16 protein-coding genes are annotated in these 18,101 nt (G+C 64.2%); 12 read left to right on the forward strand and 4 right to left on the reverse strand.

Translation table 11 applies throughout. The features are described from left to right. Nucleotides 1–26: 26 nt before the first annotated feature. Nucleotides 27–671, forward strand: a complete 645-nt coding sequence (locus BLS13_RS03795) for a DNA-3-methyladenine glycosylase family protein (RefSeq protein WP_093449918.1) — start codon at nucleotides 27–29, stop codon at nucleotides 669–671. A gap of 53 nt (nucleotides 672–724) precedes the next feature. Next, a complete protein-coding gene (locus tag BLS13_RS03800) occupies nucleotides 725–1,633 on the forward strand; it encodes a glucosamine inositolphosphorylceramide transferase family protein (protein ID WP_093450152.1) in 909 nt (302 codons plus the stop codon). Here BLS13_RS03800 and BLS13_RS03805 read toward each other — a convergent pair. After that, on the reverse strand, nucleotides 1,630–2,895 hold the full coding sequence (locus tag BLS13_RS03805) for a glycosyltransferase (RefSeq protein WP_093449920.1): 1,266 nt from the start codon (nucleotides 2,893–2,895) through the stop codon (nucleotides 1,630–1,632). The two genes, BLS13_RS03800 and BLS13_RS03805, sit on opposite strands and share 4 nt — an antisense overlap. 170 nt (nucleotides 2,896–3,065) lie before the next feature. Between BLS13_RS03805 and BLS13_RS03810 the strand changes: the two genes are divergently transcribed. From BLS13_RS03810 to BLS13_RS03830, 5 genes are all read left to right on the forward strand, one after another. Further along, nucleotides 3,066–3,635, forward strand: coding sequence for an RNA polymerase sigma factor (locus BLS13_RS03810; RefSeq protein ID WP_093449921.1), 570 nt, complete (start codon nucleotides 3,066–3,068; stop codon nucleotides 3,633–3,635). After that, nucleotides 3,625–4,569 carry a FecR family protein gene (locus tag BLS13_RS03815; RefSeq protein WP_093449923.1) on the forward strand — a complete coding sequence of 315 codons (945 nt, stop codon included), beginning with the start codon at nucleotides 3,625–3,627 and terminating at the stop codon, nucleotides 4,567–4,569. Before BLS13_RS03810 ends, BLS13_RS03815 begins: the two co-directional genes overlap by 11 nt. Then, the gene (locus BLS13_RS03820; RefSeq protein WP_093449925.1) at nucleotides 4,559–6,949 is read left to right on the forward strand and encodes a TonB-dependent receptor; all 2,391 of its coding nucleotides are present in this window, start codon (nucleotides 4,559–4,561) and stop codon (nucleotides 6,947–6,949) included. The genes BLS13_RS03815 and BLS13_RS03820 overlap by 11 nt, the downstream gene beginning before the upstream one ends. A 98-nt stretch (nucleotides 6,950–7,047) precedes the next feature. After that, on the forward strand, nucleotides 7,048–7,416 hold the full coding sequence (locus BLS13_RS03825; RefSeq protein WP_093449926.1) for a BlaI/MecI/CopY family transcriptional regulator: 369 nt from the start codon (nucleotides 7,048–7,050) through the stop codon (nucleotides 7,414–7,416). Then, nucleotides 7,416–9,095: a M56 family metallopeptidase gene (locus BLS13_RS03830; RefSeq protein WP_093449928.1), complete on the forward strand. Its 1,680-nt coding sequence runs from the start codon at nucleotides 7,416–7,418 to the stop codon at nucleotides 9,093–9,095. Before BLS13_RS03825 ends, BLS13_RS03830 begins: the two co-directional genes overlap by 1 nt. Here the strand turns inward: BLS13_RS03830 and BLS13_RS03835 are convergent, their stop codons facing one another. After that, nucleotides 9,096–9,575 (reverse strand): MarR family winged helix-turn-helix transcriptional regulator, encoded by a 480-nt coding sequence (locus BLS13_RS03835; protein WP_093449929.1) that lies wholly within the window; start codon nucleotides 9,573–9,575, stop codon nucleotides 9,096–9,098. 79 nt (nucleotides 9,576–9,654) lie between these two features. On the opposite strand from BLS13_RS03835, the gene hppD reads away from it, so the two are divergent. The 3 genes from hppD to fahA all read left to right on the forward strand — a co-directional run bounded on the left by hppD (nucleotide 9,655) and on the right by fahA (nucleotide 13,418). Beyond that, on the forward strand, nucleotides 9,655–10,710 hold the full coding sequence (gene hppD, locus BLS13_RS03840; RefSeq protein ID WP_093449931.1) for a 4-hydroxyphenylpyruvate dioxygenase: 1,056 nt from the start codon (nucleotides 9,655–9,657) through the stop codon (nucleotides 10,708–10,710). Nucleotides 10,711–10,863: 153 nt separating this feature from the next. Further along, a complete protein-coding gene (hmgA, locus tag BLS13_RS03845) occupies nucleotides 10,864–12,141 on the forward strand; it encodes a homogentisate 1,2-dioxygenase (RefSeq protein ID WP_093450153.1) in 1,278 nt (425 codons plus the stop codon). Beyond that, entirely contained in the window at nucleotides 12,138–13,418 is a 1,281-nt protein-coding gene (gene fahA, locus BLS13_RS03850; RefSeq protein WP_093449932.1) for a fumarylacetoacetase, read from the forward strand. The genes hmgA and fahA overlap by 4 nt, the downstream gene beginning before the upstream one ends. A gap of 19 nt (nucleotides 13,419–13,437) precedes the next feature. Here the strand turns inward: fahA and BLS13_RS03855 are convergent, their stop codons facing one another. Next, nucleotides 13,438–14,538 carry an HD domain-containing phosphohydrolase gene (locus BLS13_RS03855; protein WP_093449934.1) on the reverse strand — a complete coding sequence of 367 codons (1,101 nt, stop codon included), beginning with the start codon at nucleotides 14,536–14,538 and terminating at the stop codon, nucleotides 13,438–13,440. Nucleotides 14,539–14,684: 146 nt separating this feature from the next. Continuing rightward, entirely contained in the window at nucleotides 14,685–14,918 is a 234-nt protein-coding gene (locus tag BLS13_RS03860; RefSeq protein WP_093449935.1) for a hypothetical protein, read from the reverse strand. A gap of 338 nt (nucleotides 14,919–15,256) precedes the next feature. Here BLS13_RS03860 and BLS13_RS03865 point away from each other — a divergent pair, with 338 nt between their 5' ends. After that, entirely contained in the window at nucleotides 15,257–16,042 is a 786-nt protein-coding gene (locus BLS13_RS03865) for an SDR family NAD(P)-dependent oxidoreductase (protein ID WP_093449937.1), read from the forward strand. Nucleotides 16,043–16,277: 235 nt separating this feature from the next. Continuing rightward, nucleotides 16,278–18,089: an N-acyl-D-amino-acid deacylase family protein gene (locus tag BLS13_RS03870; RefSeq protein ID WP_093449938.1), complete on the forward strand. Its 1,812-nt coding sequence runs from the start codon at nucleotides 16,278–16,280 to the stop codon at nucleotides 18,087–18,089. The last annotated feature ends 12 nt before the right edge of the window (nucleotides 18,090–18,101 follow it).

Genomic DNA, 18,101 nt, shown 5'->3' on the forward strand with positions numbered 1-18,101 from the left:
GCGGTGAAATCAAGACCGGAGCCCGAATGGCACTTTCCGCCGAACGCATTCGCCTTTGCCTCGATGCGCTGGCCGACATCGAACCGGCCTTTGCGCGAGCGCTGGACCGGGCCGGATATCCCGAGCCGCGCATTCGCGCACCCGGATATCAGACGATGCTCCGCACGATCGTCGGCCAGCAAGTGAGCGTCGCCGCGGCAGCCTCGATCTGGGCCAAGCTTGAGGCCGCGGTGGGATCCGGCCTCGATCCGGCTGCCGTCGCTGCCGCGCCGGACGAGCTGCTGCGGACGGCGGGGCTATCCCGCCAGAAGGTGAGCTATGCGAAAAGCCTGGCCGAGCATGTCGCGTCGGGAACGCTGGACCTCGACGCGCTGCCCGCCGACGACGAGGAGGCGATCGCCGCGCTGACGGCGGTCAAGGGCGTCGGGCGCTGGTCGGCCGAGATTTACCTGCTGTTCGCCGAGGGGCGCGGCGATATCTGGCCCGCGGGCGATCTGGCCGTGCAGATCGAGATCGGCCGGATGCTCGATCTCCCCGAGCGCCCCACCGAACGCGCACTGAGGACGGTCGCCGAACCATGGCGGCCGCATCGCGGCGCCGCCGCGATCTTCGCCTGGCACGGCTATGCCCATCGCAGTGCCGCGGAAAAGACGAACAAGATGCCTTTATAGAAGCCCGCGGCCTGCCTATGGCAGGGGGCCGCCACGGGGCATGGGAGACGCGCTTGGGCTTACGCAAGGATATCTGGCGCCCGTTGATCGTCGAAGCCACACCGGCCCAGATTGTTGCGCGCGGCACCATCGACGGTTTTCGATCGCACTGGCTGCCGCCCATGGGATCGTTTTGCTTCCTGGCCGATCCGTTCGGCATCTGGCGCGACGACCGGCTGCATGTCTTCGTCGAAACCTATGACTATCGCGTGCGGATCGGCGCGATCGAGGTGCTAACCTATTCGCGTGACTTCGCGCTGCTGGGCCGCGCGCCGGCCCTCAGCGAGCCTTGGCACCTGTCCTATCCGATCATCATCGAGGCGGAGGGCGAGACGTGGATGCTGCCCGAAGCGCACCGATCGAACCGATCGACCTTGTATCGGGCCGTGGAGTTCCCGCATCGCTGGGAGGCCGCACATATCGTCGGCCTCGATCATGTGCCGGTCGACGCAACGCCGATCTTCCACGACGGCCTGTGGTGGCTGTTCTACACATCGGCCTCCCGCGAGGCCGATAAGATGTCGGCCCTGCACATCGCCTTTGCCGAGCGCCTGGCCGGCCCCTGGCGCCCGCATCCGGGCAATCCCGTGCGCGTCGACCGCGCGAGCTCGCGGCCCGGCGGCACGGCGCAGATCATCGACGGCCGGGTAATGCTGCCGGTGCAGGATTGTTCGGCGACCTATGGCGGCGCGATCCGCCCACTCTGGTTCGACGAACTTTCGACAAGCCGCGTCCACATGCGTGAAGGCACGGCCATCACGCCCCCTGGCGCACTCGCACCCTTTGTCGAAGGATTGCACACCCTGTCCGCGGCGGGGGACGTCTCGCTGGTCGATGTCAAGCGGACAGAATTGTCGGCGCACGGCCTTTCGATCGAAATCGCGCGCGAGGCCAAAAAGTTGGCGCGGCGCCTCCGCGCCTAAACCCGCGCACTCGCCCAGCGGGCCGTATCGAGCCGATCAAGCAGGTCGAGATATTGCTGTGCGACCGGCTCGAGGCGGTATCCGTCGACGCTGGCCGCGAGGCGGACCGGATCGCTGGGCGCCGCAGCGAGCATCGCGGCGATCGCCCTGGCCATCTCCGCTGCATCGTCGATCGGAACGACCCGGCCAGCGGTAAAATTCGGCAACAATTCGGTGGTCGCGGGCGTACAGTCCGTGGCGACGATCGGCCGGCCGGCGGCGAGCGCCTCCACCATGACCGCCGGAAATCCTTCGAAACGCGACGACAGCACGAACAGCCGACTCGCATCGAGCCACGGACGGATGCACGGCACATAGCCCGGCATATAAACGCGATCGGAAACGCCCAGATCGATCGCGAGCGCGGTCAGGCGGACACGGTCCGGCCCCTCGCCGACGATAACCAGTTCTGCCGCCGGATTGCGCTCCCCCGCTGTCATCAGCGCGAAGGCCCGGATGAGCGTGTCGAAGCCCTTTTCAGGCACGAGCCGCCCCGCGGCGACGATCCGCTGGTTCGCGGCAGCCGGCGCACTCGGTCGAGCGACGCCGCCATCGAGCGCGGGCAGCATGATCGTCGTCGTCCGCCGCGCTCCGATGATATGATCGGCCTGGCGCCGGGCCGGATCGCACAGCGCCACCGTAGCGTCGACATTGCCGAGCAGCTTGCGCATTCGCACATCATAGAGAAACTGGCGGATCGGGCCGCGCTGCCCCTTTCGCAGGGCCGCGCTGATCTGTGCGATGACCACCGGCCGAATCGACAAAGGCAGCCGCGAAACGACCGCCGCCACCGGCCAGTGATAATTACCGGGCACGAAACATCCGTCGACAGGGTCCCGCGCGATTTGGCGCGCGACCGCCGCCGCCAGTCGCCATTGCGAACCCCGGCCGCGCATGATCGGCGTTGCGGGGCGGGCGATCGCAACCATCGGATTCAGCATCGTCAGCAGCGGCCCTTCGGCCGCGCCGGCGAAAACCGTGACCGCCGCCCCGATTTTCGCCCATTCGTTGGCAAGCCGGACGGCGATACGTTCGGTTCCACCCAACGAAAAATCATGCAGCGCGATCAGGATCGATCGCGGCTTCGCGGGATTACGGTCACCGTCGATCAACTGAAGGGTGGGACCCGCATGTTGCAGCGACAACGGGACCGGCATGGCAACGCCAGGCTCGATCGCCACAAAGGCATCCTCTGCCAGAATCTTCTTCAATGCTTCGCTCATGTCTGCATGACGTCGCCCTCCCGGAATATGCCCATCGGATTGGGCATTATTCCGGCAATTTTATTTTCAGGCCCGAATTTTCTTTATCCTTCGGTCACTCTATGATGGCTTGCTCCCACCACGGTCCTCTTGCAGGCATTGGCATGGGAACGCGTTGGGGAGGCGTTGGCATGGGGCGCTACGATGCGCAGAAGGGCTTCGGTGCGAATGGGCTGAAGGCGCATTTCCTGAACGAGCGCCCGATGCTGCTGCGCTTGTTGCGCGCGCGCCTGGGCAGCATCGACGATGCCGAGGAAATTCTCCAGGATATGTGGCTGAAGCTCGATCATGCGACATCCGGCCCTATCGCCGAGCCCGGCGCCTACCTGTTTCGGATCGCCAACAATCTGGCGCTTGATCGTCGTCGTGCCACGCTTGCCCGCCTGAAGCGGGAAAGCGACTGGAGCGACATTCACGTGACCGACTCCCACGCCCCGTCCGCCGAATGGACGGCGATCCACAGCCAGCGCCTGGCGCAGATCGATACAGTGCTTAGCCAGCTGCCCGAACGCACGGCGCGGATCTTTCGCGACTATCGTTATGAAGGCCTCGGCCGCAAGCTGATCGGGGAGACGCTGGGCATCAGCGTGAGCGCCGTCGAAAAGCATCTGCAGCGCGCTTATCGCGCGATTCATGGAATCGATCCCGCCGAAACGGCGGCAGATCGCGGCGATCCGAAAGCGATGACCGATGATCGATGATCGCCGCGAGGCAATCCGCCAGGCCATCGACTGGCACCTTCGGCTCCCGCAGGCCGATGAGCAGGCATGGCACCAATTCGTGCTGTGGCTGGAGGCGGATTCGGTGCATCGCGATGTCTATGATCGGATCGCGCTCGACGATTCGCTGCTGACCCAGCCGCTCAAGGCTGACAATGACGATCAACCCGTCGCGTCACGCCAGCCATTCCTTCGGATGGCGCTGGCCGCGGCCATGATCCTGGCTGTGCTCGGTATCGGGAGTGCATCGCTGTTTCTGCAGCAATCCGCCGAAACGATCCGCTATGCGGTCGAAACCGATCGGGCAGCGCCGCGAAGCATCACGCTGGCCGATGGCAGCAGGATCGATATCAATCGCGACAGCCGCGTGACCCTCGACCGAACTAACCCGCGCTTTGCGATTGTCGAGCGGGGCGAGGCGACATTCCACATACGCCATGATCCGCGCGCGCCATTCCGCGTCGAAAGCGGATCGACCGTCTTGCAGGATATCGGCACCGTGTTCGACGTCATTCGCGAAGGCGATCGTCTTGATGTTGCGGTGGCTGAGGGCGGCGTGCTGTTTCAACCGCAACGCGAAGCGATCGCACTGAAGCCAGGCATGCAGCTGGTCGTTCGCAAGGCCGCGCGAGCCGTGATTCGCGTCGTGCCCACGGACAGCGTCGGCGGATGGCAGCGCGACAGAATCGAATTCCGGAATGCCGCGCTGATCGATGTGGCGCAGGATGCCGCACGCATCGCAGGCACATCGATCCATGTCGCGCCCGCGCTCAGCGAGCGCCGCCTGTCCGGAACGTTGCGCAGCGATCATGGCGAGGTCGAGCTCGTGGCGGCGTTGGCGGCGCTGACGGGCACCCGGGCGCAACGCATTGTCGGCGGATGGACGCTGACAGCGGACGGCGACGGTGCATATTAGGCCGATCGCCTGCCTCCTGATTGCTGCGACCTGGGCCGTCCCCGCATCGGCAGCGGAAGTGCATGATTTCGCCATTCCGGCTGGCCCGCTCGAACGGGCCCTGATCGTCGCGGGCGATCAGGCGCGCGCCAATATCGGGTTCAGCGACGCCAGGCTGCAAAAGCTGACGACACGCGGCGTTTCCGGGCGGATGACGACAGCCAGGGCACTGGCCCGGCTGCTCGAAAATAGCGGCTTCGAGGCCAATGAGCTGCGTCCCCAGACTTTCCGCATCCTCGCGATCAGGCGCAGCGCGTCGCGGCCCCAAACCGCATCCGGGCCGGCACCGTCCGGGATATCCGAATCGCCGCCGGAAATTGTGGTTATTTCGAGCAAGAGAGGCATTCCTCTCGATCGGCTGGCGGGGTCGGCGGTCGTCGTCGCGCTCGATCCGCAAGACGGCGCACTGGGCGAGGCCCGGACTCTGAACGATCTGGGTTCGAGATTGCCCATCATCCAGAGCACCGCATTGGGGCCGGGTCGCGACAAGCTGTTTTTGCGCGGCATCGCCGACAGCAGTTTCGCCGGGCCGACCCAATCGACGATCGGCAGCTATTTTGGCGAGACGCGGCTGCTCTACAGCGGCCCCGACCCCAATCTGCTGCTGTACGATATCGATCAGGTCGAATTGCTGATCGGCCCGCAAGGCACATTGTACGGGGCCGGCGCGATCGGTGGTATCGTGCGTGTTTCGCCGCGGCTGCCAGCTCTCGACGAACGGGCCGGCTCGGTCTCCGCGGGCCTCGGGCTGACCGAAGGCGGCAATCCCAGCCACGATCTGTCGGCGATGATCAACCTGCCCATTGTCAGCGACACGATGGCAATACGTGCGGTGGGATATCAGGCAAATGACGGCGGATATATCGATGATAGCACCAGAAAATTACAAAATATCAATGGTGTATTGACGACGGGCGGACGACTGGCTGTGCGGGCGAAACCCGCGCCGGCTTGGACGATCGACGTGGGCGCCTTCCTGCAATCGTCCGAAGCCCGCGATCTGCAATATGCGACCAGCTCGGCGCGCGGCGATTCCCGCAGTTCGGCTATCGCCCAACCGTTTCACGATCGCTTCGTCGCCGGCTATACCTCGGTCGGCTATGCGGGGGGTGGCGGAACCAACTTTTTGCTGACCTTTGGCGCCACCGATCGCACCACCCGCACCCTGTATGACGCCACGGGGCGGCCCGGCCCCGATCCCATCGCCTATGAACAGACAGGCAATGATCGGCTGTTCAGCGTCGAAGGCCGGATCTGGCGAAGCCTGCCGTCTGGCCTGACATGGTTTGTCGGCGCATCAGCGCTCATCAACCACAATGCCGAAAATCGTAGTCTGGGCCCAATTTCAAATCCACGCGATCTGGTGGGTGTCGACAATCGCACCAAGGATTTCGCCCTGTTCGGCGAAGCGACGGTTCCGTTGCCGCTACACTTTTCAGCAACGGTTGGCGGCAGATTGACCTATGCCCGTACCGATGGCCAGCCGCTCGACGTATTGAATGGCGCCGGTTTCATTCCTGGCAACAGCAGCACGCGATTCGATCCGTCCCTTGGTTTCGTTGGCCAGATCACCTCCAATATCAGCTGGTTCGGACGCTACGGCGTGGGATTCCGGACGGGCGGGCTCGCCGTGGCGGCGAGAGTCGGCCGCACGGCCGTCTATGACCTCGACAAGATCCAGGTCGTCGAGACGGGTTTGCGGTTCGGCAAGGCAGATCGAATCGGCCTGTCCGGCCATGCATCGATATCCTTTGCGCGCTGGAACCATATTCAGGCCGATCTGGTGGCCACGAATGGCTTTCCATTTACCGCCAACGTGGGCAATGGGCGCATCGGCGGGCTGGAGGCCATGATCGACTGGCGCTATTCGCGGACATTGCTGATCGGCGCTGCCGCCTTCATCAATCGCAGCAAGCTGACCGATCCCGCCCCAGCCTTCGTCCGCGCCGTTGGCGATCCGCTGCCCGATACGCCGGCCGCCAGCGGCAACTTCCATATCGTCTGGAATCCGACGGGCAACGTAAGAACCGGTCCGCAATTCGAACTGGCCACACATTATGTCGGCCATTCACGGCTCGGTGTCGGCCCCCGGCTGTCGCTTCCGCAAGGCGGTTATGCGCAGGTTGATCTGGGCGCCGTGATTCCGCTTCGGGCGGCGACGATCGGCTTTCGCATCGACAATCTCACCGCCCATCGCGGGAACCGCTTCGCCGTTGGCAATCCGCTGCTGCTCGGCCGCGAGGATCAGTTCACGCCGCTGCGCCCCCGAACGTTTCGGTTCACGATATCGACCGCCATTGGTGAAAAGGATGGGCATCTCGTGCTTGGCCGGAAGCAATAGCGACCGCATCGGGACGATCCGCAGCGCCACGTTGGTGCGATGCTTGACGATTACGTCTGTAGTCTATATTGACTACAGACGTAATCAGAAGGTGCGGAATGGCCGAACGGATCAGCGACGGTGAACTTGCGGTGATGGAGGTGCTCTGGACACAGGCGCCGCTCACCGCGCTCGATGTCGCCGAGCGGATCGATCCCGCCCGCAACTGGAGCGACCGTACCGTCAAGACGATGCTCGCCCGGCTGCTCGCCAAGGGCGCGATTGCGCATGAAGAGGATGGCCGGCGCTATCTCTACCGGCCGATCGTCGATCGCGGCGCCTATGTCACCGGCGAATCGCGGCGACTGGTCGACCGGTTGTTCGGCGGCCGCGCGGCGCCGCTGATCGCGCACCTCGCCGAACATGATGGCCTGTCCGAGGCCGACATTGCCGAGCTGATGCAATTGCTCAAGGATCTGCGGCGGTGATGTCCTGGCTGGTTCCGGCGCTGTTCTCCTCGACCGCGCTGATGCTGGCGGTGCTCGTCGCGCGTGAGACGGTCGCCCGCCTGTTCGGGCCGAAGGCGGCCTATGCCCTGTGGCTGCTGCCGGCGCTTCGCCTGCTGCTGCCCCCGCTGCCGGGCTGGCACTCGCCGATCGCCGCGGCAGCACCGATCGGCAGCTTCTCGCAGGACATGGCGGTGCCGCTGGCAATTCGGCACGACCCTGTCGCCGCGGCGATCGGGAGCGTCTCCCTTTCCGCTCCCGATCCCGCGATTGCCCCCGCCGCGCAGACCGTCTGGTCGATGTTGTCCTATATTCCGATGCTGCTGATCGCGCTGTGGCTGGGTGGCGCGGCATTGTGGTTCAGCTGGCAATTGCTGCGTTACCGCCACTTCCTGCGCCGGTCGCTGCGCGGCGCGAAAACGCTGGCGAATGAGCGCGGCGTCGAGATATTGCTGGGCGAAGAGTTCGAAGGGCCGCTCGCCGCCGGCATCGTCAGGCGCCGCATCCTGCTCCCCGCCGATTTCCGGACGCGCTATTCGGTGGAGGAGCAAAGGCTCGCCTTGCTGCACGAACGCGCGCACCACGATCGGCACGATCTCGCCGCCAACTTGGCGGGGCTGGCGGTACTGGCACTGCATTGGTGGAACCCGATCGCGCACCGTGCCTATCGCGCATTCCGCGCCGATCAGGAACTGGCCTGCGACGCCACCGTCCTTGCGCAGACCGGCGGCAGTGACCGGCTGGCCTATGGCAGCGCGCTTTTGAAATCGGCACGCGGCGCGGCACCGGCGGTGGCCTGCTCACTTCACAACAAGGTGCAACTCAAGCGGAGAATCGGCATGATGCAACACCATCCTGTGAGCGCGCTGCGCCGCATCCTTGGCTCGACCGTGGCGACCGCGATCATATCGGGCGGTTTGCTGCTGACCGCGACCGGCGCGGTATCGGCGCATGTCGAGCATCTCGCGCTCGCGGCGGCACCGCCCGTAACCCCGGTGCGTCCCTTGCCGGCCGTCGCCCCGGTCCCGCCCGTGCCGCCCGCTCCCGCTATAACCGCAAAACCGGCGACCCCGCCGGCCCCTCCCGCACCGCCAGCGCCTCTTGCCCCCGAGCGGATGTCAGGCGATAGCCATGCCGACCATGGCGATGCCGATGAGACACGCCGCGCCGTCCACGAAGCCGCCCGCGTGGCGCGCGACGCGGCCCGAGTAGCCCGCACGCAGGCCCGCGAAGCCGCAGCCGCGGCACGCGAACAGGCTCGCACCGCAGCCGCCGAAGCGCGCAGCGCAGCGCTCGAGCAGGGGCGTGCGGCCCGAGAGCGCGCGATCGCCGAAGCGCATGCTGCGATCGCCCGGATCGATGTGGCGAAGATCGTCCGCACCTCGATGGAGGCGACCCGAGCCAATATGGCGGCGCGCTGCGCAACGACCGGGGCGCATGTCGATCCCGGTGCCGACTGGAGCACGCTCGCCACCTGCGGCAGGCTCCGCGAGACGATCCGCGCGTCGCTCGCTCGCGCACGGGCGTCGGTCGCCAAAGCGCGGGGACTCAACGATTGCCAGCGCAAGGATGCACTCTCTGCGATCGACGACGCGCTGGCCGATTTCGATCGCAATGGAGAAGGTGCTACCGACTTGCAGCCGTATCCCAGCATGATGTGATCAGTCGGCGGTGGGATCCCCGGCGCTCGCGTCGTCCCCGATGTCCAGCGCTATCCGATCGATGCTGCGCAACATTTCGGTGAAGCCATCGAGCGTCGCCTGGTCGAACGCCCCGAAAATCCGCGTTTCGAGCTCGAGCGCCTTGGGCACGACTTGATCGTAGAGCGCGCGACCCGATGCGCTGAGCACAAGCCGGTTCGATCGCCGATCGGCCGGATTTCCGCTGCGCTCTATCAATCCACGATGCGCTAAAGCGATCGCCGCGCGGCTGACCGTCACCTTGTCCATCCGGGTTTTCACGCCGATCGCCTGTTGGCTGATGCCGTCATTCTCGGCGATCACCGCGATCAGGCGCCATTGCGGGATCGTGAGGCCGAACAATGCTTCATAGGTGCCCGCGATCGCATCGCTCACGAGATTCGACGTGATCGACAACCGATAGGGCAGAAATTCGTCGAGCTGCAGTTTTGCGGCGGTCATTGCAGCATAGTATCAATTGACACCAACTGCGCAAGGCGCGATATTGGTTTCAACTGATACCATATAGCGAGCCCGGACCATGCCGCACGACAATCCGCTCGGACTCGACGGCTTCGAATTCGTCGAATTTACCAGCCCCCAGCCCGATGCGCTGGCCGGCCTCTTCGAAGCGATGGGCTTCACCCATCTTGCCAATCATCGCAGCAAGAATGTCCGCCGCTATGCGCAGGGCGATGTCAGCTTCCTGCTCAACATGGATACGCAGGGCCAGGCCGCGCTGTTCCGCAACGCCCATGGCCCGTCCGCCAATGCGATGGCGTTTCGCGTCCACGATGCGCGGCTGGCCTTCGAAGATGCCATGCGGCGCGGCGCGACCCCGGTCCACGGCCCGGTCGGCCCCATGGAGCTCAACATTCCGGCGATCGAAGGCATCGGCGGCTCGAATCTCTATTTGGTCGATCGTTACGGCGCGCAGGAGATTTACGATGTCGACTTCGTCCCCGTTCCCGGCGCGGTGCGCGATTCGGGCTCGGTCGGCATCTGCGCGCTCGATCATCTCACCCACAATGTGAATCGCGGGCGGATGGACCATTGGGCGAATTTCTACGAACGCATCTTCAACTTCCGCGAGATCCGCCATTTCGACATCGAGGGACAGGCCACCGCGCTCGTCAGCCGCGCGATGACCGCGCCCGACGACAAGATCCGCATTCCGCTCAACGAGAGCCAGGATGAGCATAGCCAGATCGAGGAGTTTTTGCGCGAATATAAGGGCGAAGGCATCCAGCATCTGGCGCTCGCCACCGATGACATCTTCGCGACCGTCGATCGGCTGCGCGCCAACGGCATCCGTTTCCAGGACAGCCCGGACAGCTATTATGACATGATCGACCAGCGCCTGCCCGGCCATGGCCACGACATCGAGGAAGTGCGCAAACGCCGTATCCTGATCGATGGCGCACCCGAGGCCGGCGGCGGGATTTTGCTGCAGATCTTTACCGAGAATATGGTCGGCCCGATCTTCTTCGAAATCATCCAGCGCAAGGGCAATGACGGCTTCGGCGAAGGGAATTTCAAGGCGCTGTTCGAGTCGATCGAGCTCGATCAAATCCGCAGGGGAGTCGTGAAGGTGTGACGAAAAGCCCTCCCCGCCTTTAGGGGGAGAGGGTTGGGAGGGTGGGACCACTCTCCGGCTCTGTCGCGATCCTCTTCTCCTCTGCCCTCTCCCCGACCCTCTCCCCTTAAAGGGGGGCGAGGGAGAAGAGAAAGAAGCATGTTGACCATATATATGCCCGGTTTCGGCAATCACTTCTCCACCGAGGCGATCCTCGGCGCGCTTCCGATCGGCCGCAATTCGCCGCAGCATGTGCCGTTTGGGCTCTACACCGAGCAGCTCTCCGGAACCGCTTTTACCGCGCCCCGCACGGAGAGCCGGCGAAGCTGGCTCTATCGTCTGCGCCCCACCGCAAGCCATGCGCCGTTCCGGCCCTATGACCGCAACCTGTTGATCCGCACCGCGCCGTTCGACGAAGTTCCGCCGACGCCAAACCGGCTGCGCTGGGATCCGCTGCCGCTGCCGGCTGGGCCAATCGACTTTATCGATGGCCTCATCACCTTCGGCGGCAATGGCGATGTCGCCTCGGCCACCGGCATGGCCGTGCATCTCTATGCCGCCAACCGATCGATGGATCGGCGAGCGTTCATGAATGCCGATGGCGAACTGCTGATCGTACCGCAGCAGGGTCGCCTCCTGATCACCACCGAACTCGGCCCGCTCGAGGTCGGCCCGCTCGAGATCGCCCTCATCCCCCGCGGCCTGCGCTTTTCCGTCGACCTGCCGGACGGCACCGTGCGGGGCTATATCTGCGAAAATTACGGCATCCCGTTCCGCCTGCCCGACCTCGGCCCGATCGGATCGAACGGCCTCGCCTCGCCGCGCGATTTCGAGGCGCCTGCCGCCGCCTATGAGGATCGCGACGAGCCGACCGAACTCGTCCAGAAATTCCAGGGGCGCTTATGGTCGACCATGCTCGATCATTCGCCGTTCGACGTGGTCGCCTGGCACGGCAATCTGGCACCTTTTCGCTATGACCTGCGCCGCTTCAACACGATCAATACGGTCAGCTTCGATCATCCCGACCCGTCGATCTTCACCGTGCTGACGGCTCCGTCCGAAATTGCCGGCGCCGCCAATTGCGACTTCGTGATCTTCCCGCCACGTTGGATGGTCGCCGAAGCTACGTTCCGCCCGCCCTGGTTCCACCGCAATGTGATGAGCGAATATATGGGGCTGATCCTCGGCAGCTACGATGCCAAGGCCGCCGGCTTCGTGCCCGGCGGCGGATCGCTACACAATCAGATGTCCGGCCACGGCCCCGACCGGGTGAGCTATCAAACCGGAATCACGGCCGACCTGCAACCGCAGCGGATCGACGACATGATGGCCTTCATGTTCGAAAGTCGGCTCGTCATCCGCCCGACCCGCTTCGCCACCGAAACCCCGCTCGCCCAAAGCGATTATGACGTTTGCTGGGTGGGCTTCCCCAAAGCCGAGGTTCCCGCATGACCCCATATCCGATCGACGAAACCCACGATGCCGGCCGCACGAGCTGGGTGCCGGGGGCCGACGGCCATTCCGATTTTCCGATCCAGAACCTGCCATGGGGAATCTTCAGCCTGGCGGGCGAGGCACCGCGCGCCGGCGTCGCGATCGGCGAACTTATCCTCGATGCGCGGGCCGCGATGCCCGATGTCGCGGCGCTCTCCGGTCCGACGCTGAACCTGTTGTTCGCCCTCGATCCGTCCGAGCGGATCGGCTTGCGGCGCAGGCTCTCGGCGATACTGAGCGATCCCGCGCATCGCGAGTCCGTCACCGCGCACCTGCACCGGGCGGCCGATTGCACGATGCATCTTCCGGCGGCGATCGGCGACTACACCGATTTCTATGTCGGCATCCACCACGCCAACAATATCGGCCGGCAATTCCGGCCCGACAATCCGCTGCTGCCCAACTATAAATATGTCCCCATCGGCTATCATGGCCGTGCCTCGTCGATCCGGCCGTCCGGGGTGCCCGTCACCCGCCCCAACGGCCAGCGGAAGCCGCCGAGCGAGGACGTGCCCAGTTTCGGCCCCTGCCGGCGGCTCGATTATGAGCTCGAGCTCGGGATCTGGATCGGCCAGGGCAACGATCTGGGCCGCCCCTTTCCGATCGGCGAGGCACAACGGCATATCGCCGGCTATTGCCTGCTCAACGACTGGTCGGCGCGCGACCTGCAGGCCTGGGAATATCAGCCGCTCGGGCCCTTCCTGGCGAAAAGCTTCCAGACCAGCATTTCGCCCTGGGTGGTGACGGCCGAAGCGCTCGCCCCATTCCACCTTGCCCAGCCCCCGCGTCCGGAAGGCGATCCGCAGCCCTTGCCCTATCTGTGGGATGAGGCCGACCAGGCATCCGGGGCGCTGGCGATCGATCTCGATGTTCACATCCGCACGCGGGCAATGCGCGCTTCCGGCGCAGCGCCGCATCGCCTGAGCCATGGCCCCGCCACCTCAATGTACTGGACGGTCGCGCAAATCGTCACCCACCATGCATCGAACGGCTGCAACCTCAGCCCCGGCGACCTGATCGGCACCGGCACCCTCTCGGCGCCGACAGAGGATGGATTCGGCAGCCTCATGGAACTATCCCGCGGCGGCGCGAAGCCGCTGACCTTGCCCGATGGCGAAACCCGTACCTTCCTGGAGGATGGCGACGAGATCACGCTTTCCGCCAGCGCGCGGGCTTCCGGCTTCGTGTCGATCGGTTTCGGCGAATGCCGCGCCCTCGTGGCGCCCGCATCCTGAACGACCAAACTGGCCGCGCTTATCGTTCGGCCCTGCTGTCTTCGCTCTCCGGATAGGCTTGGCGGATTGCGTCCATTTCCCCGCGCAGGGCCAGAAAGGCATCGATCAGTTGCGGATCGAAATGCTGGCCCGCGCTGGACCGCAGATAGGCTTCCGCCTGCTCAACGGACCATGAATCCTTATATGGCCGCCGCGACAGCAGCGCATCATAGACATCGCAAATCGCGGCAATGCGCCCCTCAAGCGGAATTTCCTCGCCGCGCAGACCGATCGGATAGCCTGCCCCATCCCAATGCTCATGGTGGGTGAGCGCGATCCGCCGGGCCATGCCGATCACCTCCGACGGGTGATCGGGAATGATCTGGCCGCCGATCAAGGCATGCTGCTGCATCATCGCCCGCTCGGCCTCGTCGAGCCGCCCTGGTTTGAGCAGCACGCCATCCGTGATTCCGATCTTGCCGACATCATGCAGCCGGCTCGCGATCATCATGTTGTTGGCCCAGCGATCGCTCTGCCCGATCGCCCGTGCCAGCCGCCGGCACATCATGCTCATTCGCATCAGATGGAGCCCGGTATCATTGTCGCGAAATTCACCCGCGCGTGCGAGGCTGAAGATCAGTTCCTGCGAGAGCGTTTCGAGGCCCTCGACATAGGTATCGTAATAGACCGAGATCGACAGGCCCATATCCAGAAAAGCAACCTGATTGATCGCCTTCATCGTCCGCCGCTGATCGAGGGGGCCATCCTGACAGGCCTGTTCCACCAGCCGGCTGAGCTGATCGAGGAACACCGAATAGGCGCCGACATAATGCAACAGGTCGACACCCAGTTCATAGTGACGCCGCCCCATCGCGCGCGCGGCAAGGCGATATTCTTCATCGAAACGCGCCCGTAACACATAGTTCAGCCAATGATGGCGCTGCGCGGCGCGCGCCCTCTCCCGCGATTTCGGTGAATCGAACAATGCCGACGCGGCAGCATCCTGATCGATCCTGTCGTAGAAAATATCGAGAACCTCATCGAGGCGCGGCTCGATCAGCGGTAATGCCGCAGCCAGAACGACCTCAGTATCCCTGTCGATATTGAAATAGTCGATCCAGCGCGCAAGCCGGTCAGCCACTCACACCCTCCGCATTATGGATGAATATCATACCCGCCGGTACTACAGGAACATTGACGCCGATCAACAAGGGTCGCCGGCGCCCGTCTTTCCGAAGGCTCGACCCGGGAGAGCCGCAGGCTGCCACCCCCTGCGCAGCGCGCGCGTCAAAATCGCGGGCGAACCAACTCATCCCCGCTCGCAAAGGCCTCGGTGGCGGCAGCCCACAGGTTCCGAAGCGACGAATCTCCCAATGTGGGAAGACTGTCGGCCATCGTTGCCCGCGCAACATCCAGCGAAATTGCGCCACGATCGACCAGATGCCGCAATATGCAGGCGATCGACTCTACAGCGACACGATCGTTCGTCATGCCGCCCTCCATGTCATCCGGCTTGTCCATCTACGCTTCCGCAACTCGGTACATGCGATACGGCTTACCGCAGACGATCCCGCGCATGGCGTGAGCGCCCTCACGTTTTCCGAATTTTTCGGCATTGCGGACAGAGATCCCAATCCATCCCGGTCCTCGCCTAAGCTATTGCAGCGATCCCTTGCAGGACCTGACGGCTCCGGATCAGGGAGGCGGTTTTCTTGCCTTGCTTTCTTGACCCGCCTGCTACGCGGCGGCATCACCCGGGCAAGTCATGAAGAATAGCATAGGAGAAACGTCCTCATGAGTACGCTAAACACCATATCATTCACGGGCATGCCTGCCCTCGATCAGCGCGTGGTTTCGCGATGAGCGGCGAACTTCCGCTTGCGGGCAAAGTCGCGCTGGTCACGGGCAGCGGCCGCGGGATCGGCGAAGGCATTGCGCGTGGGTTCGCGAAGGCGGGTGCCGCCGTCGCGCTCACCGCACGGACCGCGACCGAGATCGACGCGGTGGCGGCCGAAATCCGCGCAGAGGGCGGACACGCGATCGCCATCCCGTGTGATCTCAACGATCTTTCGAGTTTGCCGGGGCTGATCGAGCGCTGCGTCGCCGAACTGGGCGGGCTGGACATTATCGTCAACAATGCCGGCGGCTCGATGTCCCCGGCTTTCGTCGATACGACGGTCGAAGAGATTGAGGGGCATTTTCGCCTTATCGTTTCGGTGACCTTCGAACTGGCGCGCCTCGCCTTGCCGCACCTCCTCAAGCGGCCCGGCGCGTCGATCATCAACATCCTCTCGCCCGGCGCCACCAAAGCCCCGCGCGGGAATCTCGCTTATTATGTCTCGAAGGCCGCACTGGGACAGATGACCAAGCTCATGGCGGCGGATCTCGGCCCGCGCGTGCGGGTCAACGGCATCACACCTGGCCCGATCGTGACGCCGGCGCTCGAAAAAGTTTTCGCGCATAATCCGGCAATTCGCCCTGTTGCCGAGCAGTCGACCCGAATGCGCCGCCTCGGCCTGCCGGAAGATGTCGCAAAGGCGGCAATCTTTCTGGCGTCGTCGGCCGCGAGCTTTACGACCGGCGCCATTCTGCCCGTCGATGGTGGCGATGTCGAGGAGCGCCGGCACGTATCCGACGATCTCTGACCTTAGAAGATTCGGGCGCTGACGGAATCCGCGTCAGCGCCCGCCACGACCAATGCGAAGCCGGCACCTTTTCATCATGCCCGGTGTGATCCGCGACGCTCCCGGCACGTCCCTCCCGGCGTATTGAATCGCGGCAGGTCGAGACTACGTAGCAATACGGATCGATTCAGAATCGGATTGTGGTGTTCAGTTTGAAGAACGGGTCCGCGCCGGAAGCGGCTCCTGTTCATCGCGCATGGGCGCCCGGAAGGTGCGCCCATGCCGGCCCACATCCCGCGTTCCAAAGTCCATCGGAGAGGAATCAGTAATGTCTCAGCCTAACCCCGCCGTCGATCTGATCGTGCGCAATGGCCTGATTGTCGATGGTACCGGCGGGGAACCCTATAAGGGTGACGTCGCGATCAAGGACGGCAAGATCGTCGAGGTCGGCACAGTCAGCGGATCCGGCAAGGAAGAGATTGATGCCGCCGGTTGCATCGTCACTCCAGGCTTCGTCGATCTTCACACCCATTATGACGGGCACGTGCTGTGGGACACGCATCTGAAGCCGTCGTCGAACCATGGCGTGACGACCGCACTGATCGGCAATTGCGGCGTCGGCTTTGCCCCGTGCAAGCCCGAGACGCGGGCCGCGATGCTGAACTTCATGGAGGGCGTCGAAGACATCCCCAAGGAAGTGATGGAAGCGGGCCTGGCCTGGAACTGGCGGACCTTCCCCGAATATCTCGAGGCCGTGGCCGCGCGTCACCTGGACATGGATGTCGCCGCGCATATCGGCCACGTCCCGCTCCGCGCGTATGTAATGGGCCAGCGCGGCATCGATCGCGAACCGGCAACGCCCGAAGAGATTGAGGAGATGAGCCGTATCACCGAGGAGGCTGTTCGCGCCGGTGCGATCGGCTTCTCCACGTCGCGCACCACGCATCATCAGAGCCGCGATGGCTGGAAGACCGCCGGGCTTACTGCCTCGAAAGAGGAACTGGTCGCCATCGCGAAGGGCGTGCAGCGCGGCGGCGGCGGCGCGGTCCAGCTGATCACCGATTTCACGGATCATGAAGGCGAATTCGCGCTGATCGAAGCCATGGCACGCGAGGCCGACTGTCCGGTCTCCTTCACGATGACACAGAAAGACGACAATCTGAAGCGCCATGTGAAGACGATGGAGATGATCGAGAAGGCCAATGCCGAAGGGCTGGAGATTCGCGGCCAAGTGCTGAGCCGGCCGACCACGACTCTGCTGGGGCTTTCGGTCTCCGGCCATCCGCTGGCCTTCTGCCCGAGCTATCAAAAGATCGCGGATCTGCCGTTGCCCGAGCGGGTCGCGGAGATGAAGAAACCTGAAGTGCGCAAGGCGATCCTCGACGAGTTTCCCACGATCACCGAGCATCGCGCATCGAAAGCCTATACGATGCTCGACCGCATCTATGAGCTGAAGGCAGTCGAGCCCGAGCTTGAGCCGTTCAAGGAAAACAGCCTGGCCGCCATTGCCGAGCGGCTGGGCGTGCCGGCCAAGGAATATGCCTATGACCGGCTGATCGATGACGATGGGCTGACGATGTTCATGCTGCCGTCGACCACGATGATCGATCAGGCGATGGATGCCATCGAAAAGATGATGAAGCATCCGAACACCGTGCTCGCGCTGGGTGATGGCGGCGCCCACTCGACGCAGATCTGCGACGCCAGCGCGCAATCCTATATGCTCACCCGGTGGATCAAGGGGCGTCACGGCCGTTCGATCCCGCTGCCCGAAGGAATCAAGATGATCACCCTTGATCCAGCCGTGGCCGCCGGCATGCTCGACCGCGGCGTGATCAAGGTCGGCTATAAGGGCGATCTCAACGTGATCGACATGGACAATTTCGCGCTCTACCGGCCGTTGCGCGTCAACGACATGCCTGCCGGTGCCGGCCGGGTCATCATGCCCACCACCGGCTACCGCGCGACGATCGTCAGCGGCGAAATTACGCGACGGGACGACAAAGAAACCGGAAACCTTCCGGGACGCCTGATCCGCGGCCGGCAACCGGCGCCCGCCGCCGCCTGAAGATCATGCTCG

The organism is Sphingomonas sp. YR710, from assembly GCF_900101455.1.
Taxonomy (GTDB): Bacteria; Pseudomonadota; Alphaproteobacteria; order Sphingomonadales; family Sphingomonadaceae; genus Rhizorhabdus.

Bases quoted from the DNA above. Each gene is read 5' to 3' on its own strand.
- BLS13_RS03795 (WP_093449918.1), top strand. From the start codon at position 27: ATGGCACTTTCCGCCGAACGCATTCGCCTTTGCCTCGATGCGCTGGCC.
- BLS13_RS03805 (WP_093449920.1), bottom strand. From the start codon at position 2,895: ATGAGCGAAGCATTGAAGAAGATTCTGGCAGAGGATGCCTTTGTGGCG.
- BLS13_RS03810 (WP_093449921.1), top strand. From the start codon at position 3,066: ATGGGGCGCTACGATGCGCAGAAGGGCTTCGGTGCGAATGGGCTGAAG.
- BLS13_RS03815 (WP_093449923.1), top strand. From the start codon at position 3,625: ATGATCGATGATCGCCGCGAGGCAATCCGCCAGGCCATCGACTGGCAC.
- BLS13_RS03825 (WP_093449926.1), top strand. From the start codon at position 7,048: ATGGCCGAACGGATCAGCGACGGTGAACTTGCGGTGATGGAGGTGCTC.
- BLS13_RS03830 (WP_093449928.1), top strand. From the start codon at position 7,416: ATGTCCTGGCTGGTTCCGGCGCTGTTCTCCTCGACCGCGCTGATGCTG.
- BLS13_RS03835 (WP_093449929.1), bottom strand. From the start codon at position 9,575: ATGACCGCCGCAAAACTGCAGCTCGACGAATTTCTGCCCTATCGGTTG.
- hppD (WP_093449931.1), top strand. From the start codon at position 9,655: ATGCCGCACGACAATCCGCTCGGACTCGACGGCTTCGAATTCGTCGAA.
- hmgA (WP_093450153.1), top strand. From the start codon at position 10,864: ATGCCCGGTTTCGGCAATCACTTCTCCACCGAGGCGATCCTCGGCGCG.
- fahA (WP_093449932.1), top strand. From the start codon at position 12,138: ATGACCCCATATCCGATCGACGAAACCCACGATGCCGGCCGCACGAGC.
- BLS13_RS03860 (WP_093449935.1), bottom strand. From the start codon at position 14,918: ATGGACAAGCCGGATGACATGGAGGGCGGCATGACGAACGATCGTGTC.
- BLS13_RS03865 (WP_093449937.1), top strand. From the start codon at position 15,257: ATGAGCGGCGAACTTCCGCTTGCGGGCAAAGTCGCGCTGGTCACGGGC.
- BLS13_RS03870 (WP_093449938.1), top strand. From the start codon at position 16,278: ATGGGCGCCCGGAAGGTGCGCCCATGCCGGCCCACATCCCGCGTTCCA.